Source organism: Streptomyces sp. NPDC057743 (assembly GCF_042798755.1).
Classification (GTDB): domain Bacteria; phylum Actinomycetota; class Actinomycetes; order Streptomycetales; family Streptomycetaceae; genus Streptomyces.
This window is the reverse complement of sequence record NZ_JBHVJX010000013.1, coordinates 160,351-178,265: the sequence shown is the minus strand read 5'-3', so window position 1 is coordinate 178,265 and position 17,915 is coordinate 160,351. Positions and strand designations below refer to the sequence as shown.

Annotated in this window: 16 protein-coding genes; 5 read left to right on the top strand and 11 right to left on the bottom strand. The window is 72.3% G+C overall.

Annotated features, from left to right (window positions below):
• Window positions 1–4: 4 nt before the first annotated feature.
• From dgoD to ACFVFQ_RS17415, 3 genes are all read left to right on the top strand, one after another.
• Window positions 5–1,153 (top strand): galactonate dehydratase, encoded by a 1,149-nt coding sequence (gene dgoD, locus ACFVFQ_RS17425; protein ID WP_383416122.1) that lies wholly within the window; start codon window positions 5–7, stop codon window positions 1,151–1,153.
• Between the two features lie 230 nt (window positions 1,154–1,383).
• A complete protein-coding gene (locus ACFVFQ_RS17420; protein ID WP_383416120.1) occupies window positions 1,384–2,331 on the top strand; it encodes a sugar kinase in 948 nt (315 codons plus the stop codon).
• Window positions 2,332–2,424: 93 nt separating this feature from the next.
• Entirely contained in the window at window positions 2,425–2,646 is a 222-nt protein-coding gene (locus tag ACFVFQ_RS17415; protein ID WP_383416117.1) for a zinc ribbon domain-containing protein, read from the top strand.
• 60 nt (window positions 2,647–2,706) lie between these two features.
• Here the strand turns inward: ACFVFQ_RS17415 and ACFVFQ_RS17410 are convergent, their stop codons facing one another.
• The 4 genes from ACFVFQ_RS17410 to ACFVFQ_RS17395 all read right to left on the bottom strand — a co-directional run bounded on the left by ACFVFQ_RS17410 (window position 2,707) and on the right by ACFVFQ_RS17395 (window position 8,045).
• Complete coding sequence (locus ACFVFQ_RS17410) at window positions 2,707–3,366, bottom strand: O-methyltransferase (protein ID WP_383416114.1); 660 nt, start codon at window positions 3,364–3,366, stop codon at window positions 2,707–2,709.
• A gap of 124 nt (window positions 3,367–3,490) precedes the next feature.
• Window positions 3,491–4,309, bottom strand: coding sequence for an HAD family hydrolase (locus ACFVFQ_RS17405; RefSeq protein WP_383416111.1), 819 nt, complete (start codon window positions 4,307–4,309; stop codon window positions 3,491–3,493).
• Window positions 4,306–6,834, bottom strand: a complete 2,529-nt coding sequence (locus ACFVFQ_RS17400) for a phosphoribosyltransferase (protein WP_383416106.1) — start codon at window positions 6,832–6,834, stop codon at window positions 4,306–4,308. The genes ACFVFQ_RS17405 and ACFVFQ_RS17400 overlap by 4 nt, the downstream gene beginning before the upstream one ends.
• A gap of 38 nt (window positions 6,835–6,872) precedes the next feature.
• A complete protein-coding gene (locus ACFVFQ_RS17395; protein WP_383416103.1) occupies window positions 6,873–8,045 on the bottom strand; it encodes an HpcH/HpaI aldolase/citrate lyase family protein in 1,173 nt (390 codons plus the stop codon).
• Between the two features lie 206 nt (window positions 8,046–8,251).
• Between ACFVFQ_RS17395 and ACFVFQ_RS17390 the strand changes: the two genes are divergently transcribed.
• Entirely contained in the window at window positions 8,252–9,361 is a 1,110-nt protein-coding gene (locus ACFVFQ_RS17390) for a TerD family protein (RefSeq protein ID WP_383416100.1), read from the top strand.
• 107 nt (window positions 9,362–9,468) lie between these two features.
• Here ACFVFQ_RS17390 and ACFVFQ_RS17385 read toward each other — a convergent pair whose 3' ends face one another.
• From ACFVFQ_RS17385 to ACFVFQ_RS17360, 6 genes are all read right to left on the bottom strand, one after another.
• A complete protein-coding gene (locus ACFVFQ_RS17385) occupies window positions 9,469–10,233 on the bottom strand; it encodes a Tellurium resistance (RefSeq protein WP_383416095.1) in 765 nt (254 codons plus the stop codon).
• A 74-nt stretch (window positions 10,234–10,307) separates the two neighbouring features.
• Entirely contained in the window at window positions 10,308–11,441 is a 1,134-nt protein-coding gene (locus tag ACFVFQ_RS17380; protein WP_383416092.1) for a DUF475 domain-containing protein, read from the bottom strand.
• Window positions 11,442–11,649: 208 nt separating this feature from the next.
• Window positions 11,650–12,225 (bottom strand): TerD family protein, encoded by a 576-nt coding sequence (locus tag ACFVFQ_RS17375; RefSeq protein ID WP_383416089.1) that lies wholly within the window; start codon window positions 12,223–12,225, stop codon window positions 11,650–11,652.
• 116 nt (window positions 12,226–12,341) lie between these two features.
• A complete protein-coding gene (locus ACFVFQ_RS17370) occupies window positions 12,342–12,917 on the bottom strand; it encodes a TerD family protein (RefSeq protein WP_383416086.1) in 576 nt (191 codons plus the stop codon).
• Window positions 12,918–13,080: 163 nt separating this feature from the next.
• Complete coding sequence (locus ACFVFQ_RS17365) at window positions 13,081–13,539, bottom strand: peroxiredoxin (protein ID WP_383416084.1); 459 nt, start codon at window positions 13,537–13,539, stop codon at window positions 13,081–13,083.
• 148 nt (window positions 13,540–13,687) lie between these two features.
• Window positions 13,688–14,110 carry a DUF3052 domain-containing protein gene (locus ACFVFQ_RS17360; protein ID WP_383416081.1) on the bottom strand — a complete coding sequence of 141 codons (423 nt, stop codon included), beginning with the start codon at window positions 14,108–14,110 and terminating at the stop codon, window positions 13,688–13,690.
• A 518-nt stretch (window positions 14,111–14,628) separates the two neighbouring features.
• Here ACFVFQ_RS17360 and aceE point away from each other — a divergent pair.
• Entirely contained in the window at window positions 14,629–17,376 is a 2,748-nt protein-coding gene (gene aceE / locus ACFVFQ_RS17355) for a pyruvate dehydrogenase (acetyl-transferring), homodimeric type (RefSeq protein WP_383416078.1), read from the top strand.
• Between the two features lie 98 nt (window positions 17,377–17,474).
• On the opposite strand, the gene ACFVFQ_RS17350 is transcribed toward aceE, so the two are convergent.
• Complete coding sequence (locus ACFVFQ_RS17350) at window positions 17,475–17,897, bottom strand: peptidase inhibitor family I36 protein (RefSeq protein WP_383416075.1); 423 nt, start codon at window positions 17,895–17,897, stop codon at window positions 17,475–17,477.
• Window positions 17,898–17,915: the final 18 nt, after the last annotated feature.

The window sequence follows — 17,915 nt, the reverse complement described above, 5'->3', positions numbered from 1 at the left end:
ACCCATGAAGATCAGCCGTATCGAGACCTTTCTCGCGCCGCCGCGCTGGCTGTTCGTGCGGGTGGAGACCGACCAGGGGGTGGTGGGGTGGGGCGAGCCCGTGGTCGAGGGGCGGGCGGAGCCGGTCCGGGCGGCGGTGGCGGTGCTGGCGGAGTACCTCCTTGGACGGGATCCGGCGCGCATCGAGGACCACTGGCAGGTGCTGACGAAAGGCGGCTTCTACCGGGGCGGCCCGGTGCTCTCCTCCGCCGTCGCCGGCCTGGACCAGGCGCTGTGGGACATCAAGGGGAAGCAATGCGGGCTGGCCGTGCACCAGTTGCTGGGCGGGCCGGTCCGCGATCGGGTGCGGGCCTATGCCTGGGTCGGCGGCGACGAGCCGGCGCAGATCCGGGACGCGGTGACCGCGCAGGTCGAGGCGGGCTTCAGCGCCGTCAAGATGAACGGCTGCGGGCGGATGTCCCCGTTGGCGACCCGCGCCGAGGTGCGCGACTGTCTGCGGCGCGCCGAGATCGCCCGTGAAGTCCTCGGTGAGGACCGGGACTTCGCCCTGGACTTCCATGGTCGTGTCACCCCCTCCAATGCCCGCAGGCTGCTGCCGCTGCTGGCGGAGTCCGCCCCGCTGTTCGTCGAGGAGCCCGTCCTCCCCGAGCAGATGGCCGCCCTCCCCGGCCTCGTCGCGGCGTCCGGCGTTCCGCTCGCACTGGGTGAACGTCTCTACACCCGCCGTGAGTTCCTGGCTCCGCTCCAGGCCGGCGTCGCCGTCGTACAGCCCGATGTGTCGCACGCCGGCGGGATCTCGGAGCTGCGTCGGATCGCCGCCCTGGCGGAGCCGTACGGGGCGCTGCTCGCCCCGCACTGCCCGCTCGGGCCCCTCGCCCTCGCCGCCAGCCTCCAAGTGGCCTTCACCACCCCGAACTTCCTCATCCAGGAGCAGTCCCTGGGCATCCACTACCACCGGGAGGCCGAGCTGCTGGACTACGTCGTCGACCCGGCGTCGTTCCGCTTCGACCGCGGGGCACTGCTGCGGTCCGACCGTCCGGGGCTCGGGGTGGAGGTGGACGAGGCGGCCGTCCGGGCGGCCGACGCGGCGGGCGGGCACGCCTGGCGGAATCCGGTCTGGCGGTACGAGGACGGTTCGTTCGCGGAATGGTGAGTGGGGAAGGGTGAGGAGAAGGGTGTTGGGAGAGGTATCAGGGGCGTGCGGGTTCCCGGTCGGCCGTCCGGAGCGCGGACCGGCACGCGGCGAGACACGGCACCAGGGGAGGGCACGTGGAGGGCAAGCCGACGGAGGGCGGCGCGGGAAGCGGCGCGCGGGACGGCATAACGGCGCCACCCGCGCCACCCGCACCAACTCCGGTACCCGCCCCACCCGTTGACGCAGGCGTGCTCACCTTCGGCGAGACCATGGTGGCGCTGCGCGGCAGCGGCCCGTTGAAGCTGGGCGGCACGATGCGGGTCTCGGTGGCCGGCGCGGAGAGCAATGTGGCGATCGGTCTGGCCCGGTTGGGCCATCGCGTCCGGTGGACGGGGGCGGTCGGCGCGGACGAGGCGGGGGAACTGGTGCTGCGGACGCTGCGGGCCGAGGGCGTCGAGGTGTCCGGCGCCACCGTCGACCCGGACGCGCCCACCGGGCTGCTCCTCTTCGAGCCGCGGCTGCCGGAGCTGACCCGGGTCCACTACTACCGCGCGGGGTCGGCCGGTTCGCGCCCCTCGGCGGCCGCCGTCGAGCGGGCCTTCGCCGCGGCGCCGCCCCGGGTGCTGCACCTGACCGGCATCACCCCGGCACTGGGTCCCACCGCCCGCGCTGCCGCCGACCTCGCCCTCCGCCTGGCCCGCCGGCACGCGGCGCTCGTCTGCCTGGACGTCAACTTCCGCGCCCGGCTGTGGAACGCCGCCGAGGCCGCCGACGTGCTGCGCGACTGGCTCCCGTTCGTGGATGTGCTGATCGCCTCCGAGGACGAGCTGCCGCTGTGCCTGCCGGCGTCGGAGCGTCAGCCCGAAGTCACGTCGCCGGCCCGGCTGTTGGCCGCCGGCGTCCGCGAGGTCGTGGTGACGCACGGCGCGGCCCGCGCGACGGCGTATACCGGCGACGGCGGTCCCCGCCACCAACCCGCCGTGCCGGTACGGGCGGTGGACCCGGTGGGCGCCGGCGACGCCTTCGTGGCCGGCTACCTCTCGGCGCTGTTGGACGGCGCGGACGTCACCGGGCGGCTGGCGCGGGCGGTCACCACCGGGGCGTTCGCGGCCGCCTCCCCGGGCGACTGGGAGGGCGCGCCGACCCGCGCGGAGCTGGGCCTGCTGGCCGCGCCGCCGGGCACGGTCGTGCGCTGAGCCCCGGCCGCGGCCGCCCCCGTACCGCTCCGGCCCGCCCGGCGAGGCAGACGACGGAGGCGGGACGCCACGGCGAAGTCATACCCTGTGCCCATGCCCCGTTACGAATACCGCTGTCGCCCCTGTGGGACCACCTTCGAGCTGAACCGGCCGATGGCCGAGTCGTCCGCTCCGGCGGCCTGCCCGGAGGGCCACCAGGACACCGTGAAGCTGCTGTCCACCGTCGCCGTCGGCAAGGCCGCGTCCGCTCCCGGCCCGGCCGCCGCGCCGGGCGGCGGGGGCGGCGGCTGCTGCGGGGGCGGCTGCTGCGGCTGACCACCGGCCGTCGGCCGCCGCACTACTACGGCCACGGGCCCGGTCCCGCAAGTCACCGCCCTACCGCCTACGGGCCAGCGTCACCCCGTCCGCCAGGGGGAGCAGCACCGTCTCCATACGGGTGTCCGCGAGGACGTGGTCGTTGAACTCCCGGATGGCCAGGGCCGGTCCGGTGGCCGCGGGGTCGGTGACCCGGCCCTGGTACAGGACGTTGTCGGCGACGAGCAGGCCGCCGGGGCGTAGCCGCGGCACCAGCTCCTCCCAGTAGTTGAGGTAGCCGCCCTTGTCGGCGTCGAGGTAGGCCAGGTCGATGTGGGGTTCGGGCGGCATCGCGCGCAGGGTCTCCAGCGCCGGTGCGATCCGCAGCTCGATGCGGTCCGCGACCCCGGCCTTCGCCCAGGCTTCCCGGCCGTACGCGGTCCACTCCTCGGAGATGTCGCAGGCGATCAGCGTGCCGCCGGCGGGCAGTGCCCGGGCCATGGCGAGCGTGGCGAAGCCGGTGAAGGTGCCCACCTCGACCACGTGCTGGGCACCGGTGAGCCGGATCAGGAACGCCAGCAGCAGCGCCTGTTCGGGGGCCGACAGCATGCCCGCCGCGGTGGGGAACCGCTCGCGGGTGCGGTCCGCGAGCTCCTCCAGGGCGGGGTCCAGCGGCGGGTTGTGCGCCAGCACATAGGCGTACAACTCCGGCGTCAGCGGGGTGTTCTTGGGCTCGGCCACGGTGCTCTCCTCCCGGTCGCCGGCAGCCTACGGCCGGCCCGCGCGACCTGTCAGCCGCCACGCCCCGGCCCGCCGACGGCGCACAACGGCGCGCGCCGCCCGCGTTCTCCCTCCCCCGCGCCCGTCAGCTCCCCCCGACGGCACCCACCATCGCCCGTACGATCGCCTCCCCCGCGGCCACGCCCCGTTCGGCGAGCGCCGTGACACGCGGCGCGCCCCAGTCGGTGTCCGCCAACTCGCCGTGCCCCGGCCGCCATCCGCGGTCCGCGGCCAGCAACAGGTCGGTGTCGAGCAGCGAATCGCCGGCGCCGAGGAAGCCGGTCGCGCCGGTGCGGCGGGCCACCTCGGCGACCGCGGCGCTCTTGGTGAGCGGGCGCGGCACGACGTAGAGCTTGCGGCCCTGGAGGGAGACCGTCCAGCCGCGCGTCTTTGCCCACCCGGCCAGGTCGGCGACCCAGCCGTCCGGCAGCAGCGGGCGCTCCACGACGAGGTAGGCGAACAGGTCCTCGGCGGTGCGTCGGCTGCGCAGCCACACCGGGTCGGTGGTGCGGGCCAGGTGGGCGTCGATCTCGTCCAACGGGGCGCAGTGGGCGGCGAGCCGGTCGGCGACGGTGCGCTGCCAGTCGGGGTCGGTGACGCCCCGGACGAGCAGGTGGCCACCGTTGGCGCAGACCGCGAACTCCGGTGGCGGGCCGGGGAGTCGGATGCGCCCATATTGGGCGCGGGTGCGGGTGGTGGCCGGCACGAAGGTGGCGCGGCCGGCCAGTTCGCTCAGCAGCGCGGCGGCCGTCTCGGTGAGGTAGGAGAGCGGCCGGCCCTCGTAGACCTCGACGCAGAGCAGCCGGGGGGCGGCCGCGTCGGGGCCGGTGAGGTGCAGCGCGGCGGCCGAGTAGATGAGCGTGCGGTCGAGGTCGCTGGCGACCAGGGGGGCGGGCGTGGTCATCGGCCGGCCACCGCCGTGCCGTCGGCGCCGGTGGCCCCGCGGGTGTAGCGGGGGTGGATCAACCCGACGCAGGTGTACGGGAGTTCGTCGACCTCCTCGATGGGCACGCCGCGCTGGTCGGCCAGCAGCCGGACGTGGTCGAGGTCGGCGCCGGCGCCGCGGCGGGCGAGGATCCGCCAGGGGACCCGGCGCAGCAGCACCCGGGTGGTCTCGCCGACGCCGGGCTTGACGAGGTTGATGTCGTCGATGGCGTACTGCGCGCTGATCCGCTCGACGGCCGCCCAGCCCGCCCAGGTGGGGGCGCGGTCGGCGGCGGCCAGGGCCCGCGCGTCGGCGGTGGCCGCGCCGGCGACCGCGTCGAAGTGGGCGGTGACGGTGTCCAGGAACTCCGCGGACAGGTCGCTGCCGGCCAGTTCGCGGTAGAACTTGGCGCCGTGGAAGTCGTCCGGGCCGATCAGGTCGGCGCGCAGCACGGTGCGCGAGACCAGGCCGGAGACGGTGGAGTTCAGGCAGGCGGACGGGATCAGGAAGTCGTCGCGGGTGCCGTAGGTGGACACGCAGCCGCCGGGGTCGGCGAGGACCGCCAGGCGCGGGTCGAAGCCGGGGAAGTCGGCGAGCGCCGTGGCCAGTTCGCGGGTGATGGCGCCCTTGCCCGTCCAGCCGTCGACGAACACCACGTTGGCCGGGTCGTGGTGGGCAGCGAGCCAGCGCAGCGCGGTGACGTCGATGCCGCGGCCGCGGACGATGGAGACGGCGTAGTGCCGCAGCTCCAGGCCGCGGTGGTGGCGGGCCCAGCGGCGCATCAGGATGCCGACGGGGGTGCCGGCGCGGGCCAGGGATACCAGGACCGGGCGCGGGCCCCGTTCGGCGAGCACGGTCTCGGTGACGGTGCCGACGGCGCGCGCCATCCGGCCGGCGCCGGCCCGCAGCGCGCTGCGGAACAGCTCCTGGTATTCCGCGCCGGGTTGGTACTCGACCGGCAGCGACTCCGCGTAGTGCGCGCCGCCGCGCTGGATCGCCTCCTCGCGCTCCTCGGTGGGCGTCTCCAGGGTGACCCCGGAGAGGTCCTTGAGCAGCCAGCCGATCTCGTCGGGGGCGTAGGAGGAGAACGCCGGGCCGCGCAGCGGGCCTGGGAGCGAGCCGCGCAGCGGGCCTGGGAGCGAGCCGCGCAGCGGGCCTGGGAGCGAGCCGCGCAGCGGGGCGGGGCGGGCGGCGGGCGGGGTGTGGGCGGGGACGACGGCCAGCAGCAACCGGTCGGTGTGGCCGGCCAGTTGGGCGAGCAGGCCGCCGGGGGCGTGGAGTTCGGGGCGGTCGCCGGCGGAGTCGACGACCGCGACGATGGCGTCGAAGCGGCGGGCCGGGTCGCTGCCGGGGGCGACGTTGTAGGCGTAGCGCTCCCCCGGGCCGTCCGCCGGGCGGTCGTGGGCGGGGAAGGTCAGCCGGGTGCGGATCGCGTAGCCGGGGTCGTCCACGGCGAGGACCGGGGAGCGGGTGGTGGTGGAGAAGCGGACGGTGCCGCCGGCCGGGGCGAGGTGCGCGTCCAGGGCACCGGCCAGCCGCAGCGGGGCGTACATCAGCTCCTCGTTGCCGAGGACCAGGACGCGGCGGGCGCCGTCGAGGTGCGCCGCCATACGGGCGGCCATGGCGGGCAGGTGCTCCTCCAGTACGGCGCGGTGGGCCGGGGTGAAGCCGTGCCGGCCGCCGTCGGGCAGCCCGGCGGGCCAGCCGAGGTCGATGCGTAGCGCCTCCGGGCCGGCCGGCGCGCCACTGGGGGCGGCGGTCAACGCCTCCTGGGCGGCGACCAGTTCGCGGCCGCGCTCCAGGACGTCGTCGGGCAGCCGGACGGTGCCGTCGGCCAGGGCGACCAGGTCGATGCGGGCGCCGAGTTCGGCGGCGCACTTCGCCAGCACCTCGCGGTCGTCCTTGGCCCGCATGTCCACCAGGGCGACGATGACGTAGCGCTCCCGGGGGTGGTGGGCGTGCAGCGCCCGGATGGTGTTGCGGACCGTGCGCCCGGTGGAGAACTCGTCGTCGACGAGGACCAGGGGGCCGTCCCCGGAGAGCAGGGTGCGGTCCTCGGGGAGCAGCAGGTGCGAGGTGGCGTGGCTGTGCTCCTCCTCGAAGCCGGCGGCGTGCGGCACGCCCGGTACCGGGCGGCGGGTGGAGTGCAGGTAGGGGGCGAGCGCCAGCCCGTCGGCGACCGAGTGGCCGAGCCCGGTGGCGGTCTCGGCGTAGCCGAGGACGACGGCGCGGGCGGCCTGCTCGTCCCCGAGCAACGCGCGCACCCGGCGGCCCAGTTGGACGCCGGCGCCGTGCACCACCTCCGGGCGCTGCGGTACGTGCTTGCCGAGCACGTGGGAGACCAGCAGGTGGGCGCGCTTGGGGTTGCGCCGCAGCGCCAGCCCGAGCAGTCGGGGCAGTGCGTCCGCGCCGCTCAGGGTGACCCCGAGCCGCTTCGCGACCCACGCGCCGCTCCACGCCTCGCGCGCGCCGCGCTCCGTCGTCGGGTCCGTACCGTCGTTCATGCCGTCGCTCTCAACTGGGGGTTTTGGGCCGTCGGGCTTCAGGCCGGCGTCAGGCTCGCGGTCAGCAGCTCCACGAAGCCGACGTCCTCGCGGGCCACGCCGAACGCCTCGGCGCGCAGCAGCGTCCGCTCGGCCCAGGCGCGGTGCGGCTTCACCTCGTTCATCTTGTTGGTGTACGAGGAGCGCAGCACGCCGCCGGCGTCGCGCTCGGGCCGCAGGATGTCGGTGGCGTCGCTGTATTCCTCGTGGCTGACCACCGACAGGGCGTGCACGGGGGCGACGTGCGAGGGGTGGATGCAGGTCTTGCCGGTCAGGCCGTTGGCGCGGTCGAGTTCGATCTCGCGCAGCAGCCCGTCCATGTCGTGCTCGATCAGGTTGGAGCGCAGCTCCTCGGCCTCGCCCAGGAACGGGCTGCGGCGCAGCTGCGGCTTGAACATCCGCTCGTGCAGCCGGAAGTACTCCCAGACCGGGCCGGTGACGGTGAAGCCGGTGCCGTCCGCGCGGCCGAGGACGTTGACCACGTCGGCGATCACGGAGGCGACGATCTGGACGTCGTAGGCGGTCATGTCGGGGGCCCGGCGCAGGCCGTAGGCGGAGCAGAAGTCGGTGACGCCGAGGCGCAGGGCGAGCACCCGGTCGCGGTAGCCGGCGACGGTGCGGGCGATGCCCGCCAGGGTCGCGGCGCGGCTTTCCAGGTGGAGGAGTTGGGGGGACTCCAGCACCGGCATCGCGAACAGCCGCCGCCCGCAGGCCGATTCGGCCTCGGTCAGCGCCTCCAGGAAGGGCAGCCCGCGCTCCGCGGTGAACTTCGGGAGTACGAATCCGGACAGCCGTCGCACGGCCCGGCCCATCCGGCGTACCAGGTCGGGTATTTGGGCCGGCGCGCGGACCCGGATGAAGAGCAGGGGGAGGTCGGCGCCGCCGGCGGCGGCCTCGTCGAGCAGGCCGAACTGCCGGACGAGGTTCTCCTCGCCGGCCGCCACGTCGCCGTCGCCGATGGCGTCCTCCAGGCACAGCACCATGGACGTCACGCCGCGCGCGGTCTGCTTGCGGACGTCGTCGGCGAGGCGGGGGCGGGTGGCGGGGCTGTAGAGCGTGGCGCCGAGGGCGGTCGCGAGCACGCCGGCCGGGGATTCCGCCGTGAACTCCACCGGTTCCTTGTGGAACAGAGTCTTCCGGAGATCGGGCGCAAGGTGCCCAAAGTGCCGCATACAACTCCCCGTATCAAGCGGTACTCGGGCGCCCCCGCCGCGTTCCGCTGTCTGGATCCAGCCGGTAATCGTACGTGCGTGGGGGGCTCGAAAGTTCCCGCCGGTCCGAAATCCCCGTGCTGCCACGGTGGCCGAGGGGTATCCGGGAAGCGCGGTGCCCGGCCCCCGCGTTGTGGCCGCCACCGGCGGGAAGGCAGGATTGCCGCATGACGCACGCGATGCTGAAAGGGTCGAACGTACCCCTGAACGCCACGGCCGTCCGGGCCGTGCTGCGCTGGACGCCGGGCGCCGGCGTCCCCGACGTCGACGCCTCGGCCCTGCTGGTGGGGCCGGACGGACGCGTGCGCTCCGACGAGGACTTCGTCTTCTACAACCAGCCGCGGCACCCCAGCGGCCTGGTCCGGCACCTGCCCAAGACCCGGCTGCCCGACGCCCTGACCGACACCATCGAGGCGGAACTGACGCCGCTCGATGCGTCGGTGGCGCGGGTGGTGCTCGCCGCCTCCTCCGACGGCGGCCCGTTCGCCGGCGTGCACGACCTGCGGGTGCTGCTCTACGACGCGGCGGCGGACGGCGCGGAGCCGCTCGCGGTCTTCGACGTGGTGCCCGACACGGGCGAGGAGACCGCGCTGATCTGCGGGGAGCTCTACCGGCGCGGCGACGGCTGGAAGTTCCGCGCCCTGGGGCAGGGCTACGAGAGCGGACTGGTCGGCCTGGCAACGGAGTTCGGTATCTCGGTGGACGAGACGGACGGGGACGGCGCGGCGATGGGGGCCGACGGTACCGACCCGGCCCACGACGAGCGACCCGCCCCGTCGACCGCCGACGCCCCCTCCCCGGAGGCGTCCGCCGCGCAACCGCCGGAGCCGGGCCCCACCACGGCGGTCGAACGCCCCGCGGACGACGCCCCGGCCGGCGGTGCGCCGGTCCCCGCCCCCGCCGGCCCGGTCTCACCGCCGCCCGGCGCCTGGCCCGAGGAGGCCGGCGCACCGCCGGCCGGCGGCCCGCGCACGGACCCGGAGGCGGTCACCCAGCACGTCCCGGACCGGATGCCGGAGCCGTTCTCGGCCGCCCCGCTGCCGCCCGCGCCCACCGGCGGCTACGGCTACCCGGCCAACGTCCCGCCCCCGCCGTCCCAGCCACCGGCCGGCCCCGCCGCCGGCTACCCGGGCCCGCCGCCGCAGCCGCCCCTCTACCCGCCCCAGCAGCCGCCCGCCCCCGCGTACGGCTACCCGGCGCCGCTGACGCCGCAGCCGTTCGCCCCCGACCCGTCGTTCGTCCTGCCGCCCCAGGGGCCGCAGTTCCAGCGCCGCTGACGCACGCACGGGGCGGCCGGACCGAGGGGAGCATGGCGCGTCCCCGCGGCCCGGCCGCCCCGTCCGTCAGCCGCCCGCCGCGCGCGGGCGGCCCGTGAAGTCCCGGCTCAGACCTGCGACTTGTAGCCCCGGCCCCACTGGAGCCCCCAGCCGTAGAGCCGGTCGAGCTCGGCCTGGAAGCCGTAGACGTACTTCACCTCGCGCCGCACCGTCAGGCCGTCCTTGCCGTTCTCCAGCATGAAGATGGCGCAGGACCGGGCCTGCGGCGCCCGCTCGTCCAGCTTGACCTCGACCCGCGGGCCGGTGCTCGGGTAGAGGGTCACCACCGCATGCGTGCGGTCGAACGCCGGGGTGCCGTCGTAGATGTAGACGAAGATCAACATCCGCTTGATCTCGTCCCGGTGGTCGAGATTGACGTAGAGCGTCTCGCCGGACCCGGAGCCGAACCGGTCGTCGCCGCTGAGCTTGACGAACGGCGGGGAGTTGAGGTCGCCGAGGAAGTTGCCCAGCGGCTGCACCACGCCCTTGGAGCCGTCCTTCAGCTCGTACATGCAGGCCAGGTCCAGGTCGACGTTGACCACGGCCTGGCCCTGCGCCTGGACCACCTCGGGCTTGAATAGCCGGCCGGGATTGCGCAGCAGGCTCCCGGGGCGCTGCCCGGCGCGCTCGCCAAAGTCCGAAGTGCGCATCTGCCAGCTCAGGTTGACCCGCAGATGCCCGGCGGCCGCCCCCTGCTTCGTCAGTGAGACGACCGGATTCCGCTTCGTCAGCTCGACGACGTACGACGCGCCACCGCCGTCGAACTGCGGCGCATTGCCGCGCCACAAGTTCCCCAGGAACGACACCTTGCCCACCCCATCGTTGTGGCTCATAACCCCTGCGGGGCGGCCGTTGGGTCAAGTCCCCGTGGCCGCCCCGCAGAAAGCGTTCCTCATTCAGAGCCCGGTCACACTCCGGACGTCACTTCCGAGTGCGTCGGGGCGTCCTGGCCGGGCCTGCCCTCGCGCCGGTTGCGCAGCACCGAGGAGCCGAAGGAGAGCGCGATCAGCACCACGCCGACCAGGCCGGTGATGACCTCGTTGACCTCGTACCGGATGGTGACGAGCAGGATGACGCCCAGCGCGCCGATCGCGTAGTGCGCGCCGTGCTCCAGGTAGACGTAGTCGTCCAACGTCCCCTTGCGGACCAGGAAGACGGTCAACGAGCGGATGTACATCGCGCCGATGCCCAGACCCAGCGCCATCTCGAAGATGTCGTTGGTGATGGCGAACGCGCCGATGACGCCGTCGAAGGAGAACGAGGCGTCGATGACCTCCAGGTAGAGGAACATGAAGAACGCCGCCTTGCCGGCCAGCCCCACCACGGAGCCGCCGCCCTTCTTGGCCACCTCGGCCCGCTCAGCGCCTTCCTCATCGTCCGCCTCGTCGTCCTCCAGGCGGCCCTCGAAGTAGCCCGAGACGCCACCGACGACGAGATAGGTGATCAGGCCCGCGATGCCGGCCAACAGGACCGTGACGGTCTTGTCCCCGCCGCCGTGCGCCGCGTGCGGCGCCACCGTCAGGGCGCTCACCAACAGGGCGACCAGCGCGACGATGATCGAGAGGGTGTCCAGCTTGCCGATCCGGGCGAGCGGCTTCTCGATCCACGACAGCCAGGTGTGCTCGCGGCCCTCGAAGAGGAAGTCGAGGAAGATCATCAGCAGGAAGATGCCGCCGAAGGCCGCGATGGCCGGGTGGGCGCTGGTCACCAGTTCCTGGTAGTGCGCCTTGTCGTTGACGGCGAGTTGGACCGCCTCGATGGGCCCCAACTTCGCGGTGATCGCGACGATGACGACCGGGAAGACCAGCCGCATGCCGAACACCGCGACGAGGATGCCGACGGTGAGGAAGATCTTCTGCCAGAAGGCGTTCATCTTGCGCAGGATGCCCGCGTTGATGACCGCGTTGTCGAACGAGAGCGAGATCTCCAGGATGGAGAGGATCCCCACGACCGCGAGGCCCTGCCACCCCCAGAGAACGCCCGCAAGGCCGAGGCCGAGCACCGTGATGGCGAACGACCAGCCAAACGTTTTCAGGAGCACTGCCCTACCCAATCCTTCGCTGTGAGGGTCCCCCGCGCCCCGTGCGCGGCGCTTTGCGAAACATTGACCGAAGTCTAGAGCTCCCGCTCCCCGGCCCGGACGGTCGGCCCCCGCCCGGCCGGAGAACCGCAGGTCCGTGCCCGGTCAGCTCCGTGATACCCCCGCGCCGGGTCCGGATGCACGGGGGACGACATCGGTAGCACCGCGTTCACTCCACGTTGACCCCGAAGTCCAGGGCGATGCCACGCAGCCCGGAGGCATAACCCTGGCCCACGGCGCGGAACTTCCACTCACCGTTGCGGCGGTAGACCTCGCCGAAGATCATCGCGGTCTCGCCGGCGGCGTCCTCGCTGAGGTCGTAGCGGGCGAGCTCGCTGCCGTCGGCCTGGTTGACGACCCGGATGAAGGCGTTGCTGACCTGGCCGAAGCTCTGGCCGCGCAGATCGGCCTCGTGGATCGAGACCGGGAAGACGATCGCGTCCACCCGCTCGGGGACCTGGGTGAGGTCGATCAGGATCGTCTCGTCGTCGCCCTCGCCGTCGCCGGTGAGGTTGTCACCGGTGTGCTCGACGGCCCCCTCCGGGCTCTTGAGGTTGTTGTAGAAGACGAAGTACTCGTCGCCCAGCACCCGTCCGGACCCGCACAGCAGCGCGCTGGCGTCGAGGTCGAACGGTGCGCCGGTGGTGGAGCGCGCGTCCCAGCCGAGGCCGACGGTGATCTGCGTGAGGTTCGGCGCGGCCTTGGACAGGGAGACGTTGCCCCCCTTGGCGAGCGTGACGCTCATGGTGTGGTTTCCTCCCCGGTGTCGGTACGGGGCACCGCCGGCGCCCCGCCAAACGCACCCGGCGCCGCACTCCCCGGACGGGGGCGTACGGCGCCGGACGCGAGTCGCGTGTGCGGTCAGACGTTGACGCCGAAGTCCTGCGCGATGCCGCGCAGGCCGGAGGCGTAACCCTGGCCGATGGCGCGGAACTTCCACTCCGCGCCGTTGCGGTACAGCTCGCCGAAGACCATGGCGGTCTCGGTCGAGGCGTCCTCGCTGAGGTCGTAGCGCGCCAGCTCCTTGCCGTCGGCCTGGTTGACCACGCGGATGTAGGCGTTGCGGACCTGGCCGAAGCTCTGCTGACGGGTCTCGGCATCGTAGATCGACACCGGGAAGACGATCTTGTGGACGTCGGCGGGGATGCCGGCGAGGTTCACCTTGATCGCCTCGTCGTCGCCCTCGCCCTCACCGGTGAGGTTGTCGCCGGTGTGCTCGACCGCGCCGCACGGGCTCTTGAGGTTGTTGAAGAAGACGAAGTTGAGGTCGTTGTCGACCTTGCCCTGGTCGTTCGTCAACAGGGCGCTGGCGTCCAGGTCGAAGTCGGTACCGGTGGTGGTACGCGCGTCCCAGCCCAGACCGACGAGGATGGCGGTCAGATTGGGGGCTTCCTTCGTCAGCGAGACGTTGCCGCCCTTGCTGAGGCTGACTCCCACGAGTCCTCCCGTAAATTCGAGGGGTACGTGCTGTGCGCCCCCATCGTGCATGGCATCGGATCAACGAACCGATCCTAGTGACGGGTTCCCGCCGCACACAGATATCGCGAACGGATCCCCTACGCATGTCTGTCGGATCGCCACGCACCACCCGCCGCGACCGCTAGAGGGCTGCCAGCGCCTTGACGTAGTCGTTCAGGTCGCGGGCGTCCGGCAGGCCGTTGACGACCGTCCAACGGACCACGCCCTCCTTGTCGATGACGAAGGTGCCGCGGACCGCGCAGCCCTTCTCGTCGTCGAAGACGCCGTACGCCCTGGACGCCTCGCCGTGCGGCCAGAAGTCCGACAGCAGCGGGTAGGTCAGCCCCTCCTGCTCGGCGAAGATCCGCAGCGAGAACGGCGAGTCGTTGGAGACCGCGAGCAGTTGCACGTCGTCGTTGACGAACTTGGGCAGTTCGTCGCGGAGCGCGCGGAGTTCACCGGTGCACACGCCGGTGAAGGCGAACGGGTAGAAGAGCAGGACGACGTTCTTCGCACCGCGGAAGTCGGAGAGCCGGACCAGCTCGCCGTGCTGGTTCTTGAGCTCGAAATCCGGAGCCTTGGTGCCGACCTCGATCGCCATGGGCCTTCTCGTCCTTCCGCGTCACTGACCAACTGGACGCGACCACCCTACGCGCCCGCCCAAACGGGCCGCGCACCCCGTCTGAACTGCGTCGAGCCCCTTCCGGCGGCGGCCGGAAGGGGCTCGACGAGGGACGTCGGTGGCGCGGTCAGCGCTTGGGCGAGATCAGCCGGCTGCCGGTCCAGTCCTTGCCCGCGTTGATGCTCCGAGTCTGGGACAGACCCGAGGTCCGCGCAGCCTCGTTGATGTCGCTCGGCTCGATGTAGCCGTCGCGACCGGTCTTGGGCGTCAGCAGCCAGATCTGGCCGCCTTCGACGATCAGACCGATGGCGTCCACCAGCGCGTCCGTGAGGTCGCCGTCGTCGCCCCGGAACCACAGGAGGACGACATCAGCGACGTCGTCGTAATCCTCATCCTCAAGTTCCTGGCCGATGATGGCCTCGATGCCTTCGCGGAGCTCCTGCTCGACGTCGTCGTCGTAGCCGATCTCCTGGACCACCTGTCCGGGCTCGAACCCCAGCTTGGTCGCAGGGTTGGTCCGCTCCTCCGCGTGGTCCGCGGTCGCGCTCACGGATTGCCTCCTGTCATGTTTCGGAAAGTACTCAGGCGCCCCGCGCGTGCGCGGAGCATTGGGCGTAGTCCACACGTGCCGGGCGGATCGCGCAAGTACCCGGCTATCGAGACCGCCGAAACGGTGACGATCGACGGGCCTGCGACCGCCGCCCCGCCCCCATGAGGACACCATGAAGTGATACGCACCACAGCATTGTGCCGGGTATATGGGGTAGGGGGGAAGGAATGGCCCCCGCGCAGGATATCGGAGCGTCCCGGCTCCGCCCCCGGGGAGCCGTCCCACCGCCCGCTGGCACGTTCGCAGATGGGCGTATGGTTGCGATTTGGCCGATCACAGAAATCGGCCCTTTCAGCGCCCTCTCTCAGCGGGTGGTTACCCATCGGTAGAGGTGACGTATCCCAGTGGCTCGGTACACGATGGAAGACGGCGCGACACAAGGCATAACCCGCATTCGTTCCCGTGCGCAGCGGCAATAGCAGGCAGAGCACGACACGAACCGAACACGAAGGAACAGCGTGGCTTCCGGATCCGATCGAAACCCGATCATCATTGGCGGCCTTCCCAGCCAGGTCCCGGACTTCGATCCCGAAGAGACCCAGGAATGGCTCGACTCGCTCGACGCGGCCGTCGACGAGCGAGGCCGGGAACGCGCCCGCTACCTCATGCTCCGGCTGATCGAGCGCGCCCGTGAACGCCGGGTCGCCGTGCCCGAGATGCGCAGCACGGACTACGTCAACACCATCGCGACCAAGGACGAGCCGTTCTTCCCGGGCAACGAGGAGATCGAGCGCAAGATCCTCAACGCGACCCGGTGGAACGCCGCCGTGATGGTCTCCCGTGCCCAGCGCCCGGGCATCGGCGTCGGCGGCCACATCGCCACCTTCGCCTCGTCCGCCTCGCTGTACGACGTGGGCTTCAACCACTTCTTCCGCGGCAAGGACGAGGGCGACGGCGGCGACCAGATCTTCTTCCAGGGCCACGCCTCCCCCGGCATCTACGCCCGCGCCTACCTGCTGGACCGGCTCACCGACGCGCAGTTGGACGCCTTCCGCCAGGAGAAGTCCAAGGCCCCCAACGGCCTGTCCAGCTACCCGCACCCGCGGCTGATGCCGGACTTCTGGGAGTTCCCGACCGTCTCGATGGGCCTCGGCCCGCTCGGCGCGATCTACCAGGCCCGGATGAACCGCTACATGGAGGCCCGCGGCATCGCCGACACCTCCAAGTCGCACGTGTGGGCCTTCCTCGGCGACGGCGAGATGGACGAGCCGGAGTCGCTCGGCCAGCTGTCCATCGCCGCCCGCGAGGGCCTGGACAACCTGACCTTCGTCGTCAACTGCAACCTCCAGCGGCTCGACGGCCCCGTCCGCGGCAACGGCAAGATCATGCAGGAGCTGGAGTCGCAGTTCTGCGGCGCCGGCTGGAACGTCATCAAGCTGGTCTGGGACCGGAGTTGGGACCCGCTGCTGGCGCAGGACCGCGACGGCATCCTGGTCAACAAGCTCAACAGCACCCCCGACGGCCAGTTCCAGACCTACGCCACCGAGACCGGTGCGTACATCCGCGAGCACTTCTTCGGTGACGACCACCGACTGCGCGCGATGGTCGAGAACATGACCGACGACCAGATCCTGCACCTGGGTCGCGGCGGCCACGACCACCGGAAGATCTTCGCGGCGTACGCGGCGGCCAAGGCCCACAAGGGCCAGCCGACCGTGATCCTGGCCCAGACCGTCAAGGGCTGGACCCTCGGCCCCAACTTCGAGGGCCGCAACGCCACGCACCAGATGAAGAAGCTGACGGTCGAGGACCTCAAGCGCTTCCGCGACCGGCTGCACCTGCCCATCCCGGACAAGGACCTGGAGGACGGCCTGCCGCCGTACTACCACCCGGGTCGCAACTCCGAGGAAATCCAGTACATGCACGACCGCCGCAAGGGGCTGGGCGGCTATGTGCCGACCCGGGTCGTGCGCGCCAAGCCGCTGGCGCTGCCCGGCGACAAGGCGTACGCCACCGCCAAGAAGGGCTCGGGACACCAGAAGATCGCCACGACCATGGCGTTCGTCCGGATCCTGAAGGACTTGATGCGGGACAAGGAGATCGGCAAGCGCTTCGTGCCGATCGCCCCGGACGAGTACCGGACCTTCGGCATGGACGCGTTCTTCCCGTCCGCCAAGATCTACAACCCGCTGGGCCAGGCGTACGAGTCGGTCGACCGCGAACTGCTGCTGGCCTACAAGGAGTCGCCGACCGGTCAGATGCTGCACGACGGCATCACCGAGGCCGGTTGCACCGCGTCGCTGATCGCGGCCGGCTCCGCGTACGCCACCCACAACGAGCCGCTGATCCCGGTCTACGTCTTCTACTCGATGTTCGGCTTCCAGCGGACCGGCGACCAGTTCTGGCAGATGGCCGACCAGCTTTCCCGCGGCTTCGTGCTCGGCGCGACCGCCGGCCGCACCACGCTGACCGGTGAGGGCCTCCAACACGCCGACGGCCACTCCCAGTTGCTGGCCTCCACCAACCCGGCCTGCGTCGCCTACGACCCGGCCTACAGCTACGAGATCGGGCACATCGTCAAGGACGGTCTGCGCCGGATGTACGGCGAGACCGCCGACGGACAGCCGGGCGAGGACGTCTTCTACTACCTCACCGTCTACAACGAGCCGATCGTGCACCCGGCCGAGCCGGAGGACGTCGACGTCGAGGGCATCCTCAAGGGTCTGCACCGGATCAAGTCGGGCGAGCAGGGCGAGCACCGGGCCCAGATCCTCGCCTCGGGCGTCGCGGTGCCGTGGGCCGAGGAGGCCCAGCGGATCCTCGCCGAGGAGTGGAACGTCAAGGCCGACGTGTGGTCGGCGACGTCCTGGAACGAGCTGCGCCGCGAGGCCGTTGAGGTCGAGCGCCACAACCTGCTCCACCCGGAGGAGGAGCAGCGCGTGCCGTACGTGACGCGCAAGCTCCAGGGCGCCGAGGGCCCGAAGGTCGCGGTCTCGGACTGGATGCGGTCCGTCCCGGACCAGATCGCGCGCTGGGTGCCGGGCACCTACCAGTCGCTGGGCGCCGACGGCTTCGGCTTCGCGGACACCCGCGGCGCCGCCCGCCGCTTCTTCCACATCGACGCCCAGTCGATCGTGCTGGCGGTCCTCACCGAGCTGGCCAAGGAGGGCAAGGTCGACCGCTCGCTGCTCAAGCAGGCGCTCGACCGCTACCAGCTGCTGGACGTGACGGCCGCCGACGCGGGTGAGGCCGGCGGCGACGCCTGACCCTCCCGCGGCCGACCGCCGCACCGTCTCCCCCGCGCCCCCCGACCGGCGAAGCCCGCCGGTCGGGGGGCGCGGCGCGTGTGCCGCGGGTGATCGGTTCAGTGTTCCCACAGCTTGAACGCCCTTACCTGGTAAGGGGATCGGGGCACCCAGCTGCCACCGCCCGGGTAGGTGTCGAACTCGCCGGTCTCGGCGCAGACCGCGCTCTGGTAGGTGGTGACCGGCCGGCCGGTGCGGTTGGCGAGCGAGGCGGCGGTCATGCCCTTGGGCAGGGTCACGCAGCTTTCGAGGTCGGTGTCGGACAGCTCGTAGGTCTGTCGTGGACCGCCGTACTCCGGCCGCGCCCAGAGGCAGAGCTGGCCGGCCGAGCAGCCGCCGGCGGCGGGAGCGTGGCCGCCGCCGGTCGTGCGGGCGGCCGGTGCACCCAGCGCGGACGGGGCGACCAGCACGGCGGCCAGCGCGGCGAGGCCGGTGACGAGTGCGGTGCTGCGAAGCGTGCGGGACGTGGTGTGGCTGTGCATCGGAGACTCTCCCCCGTG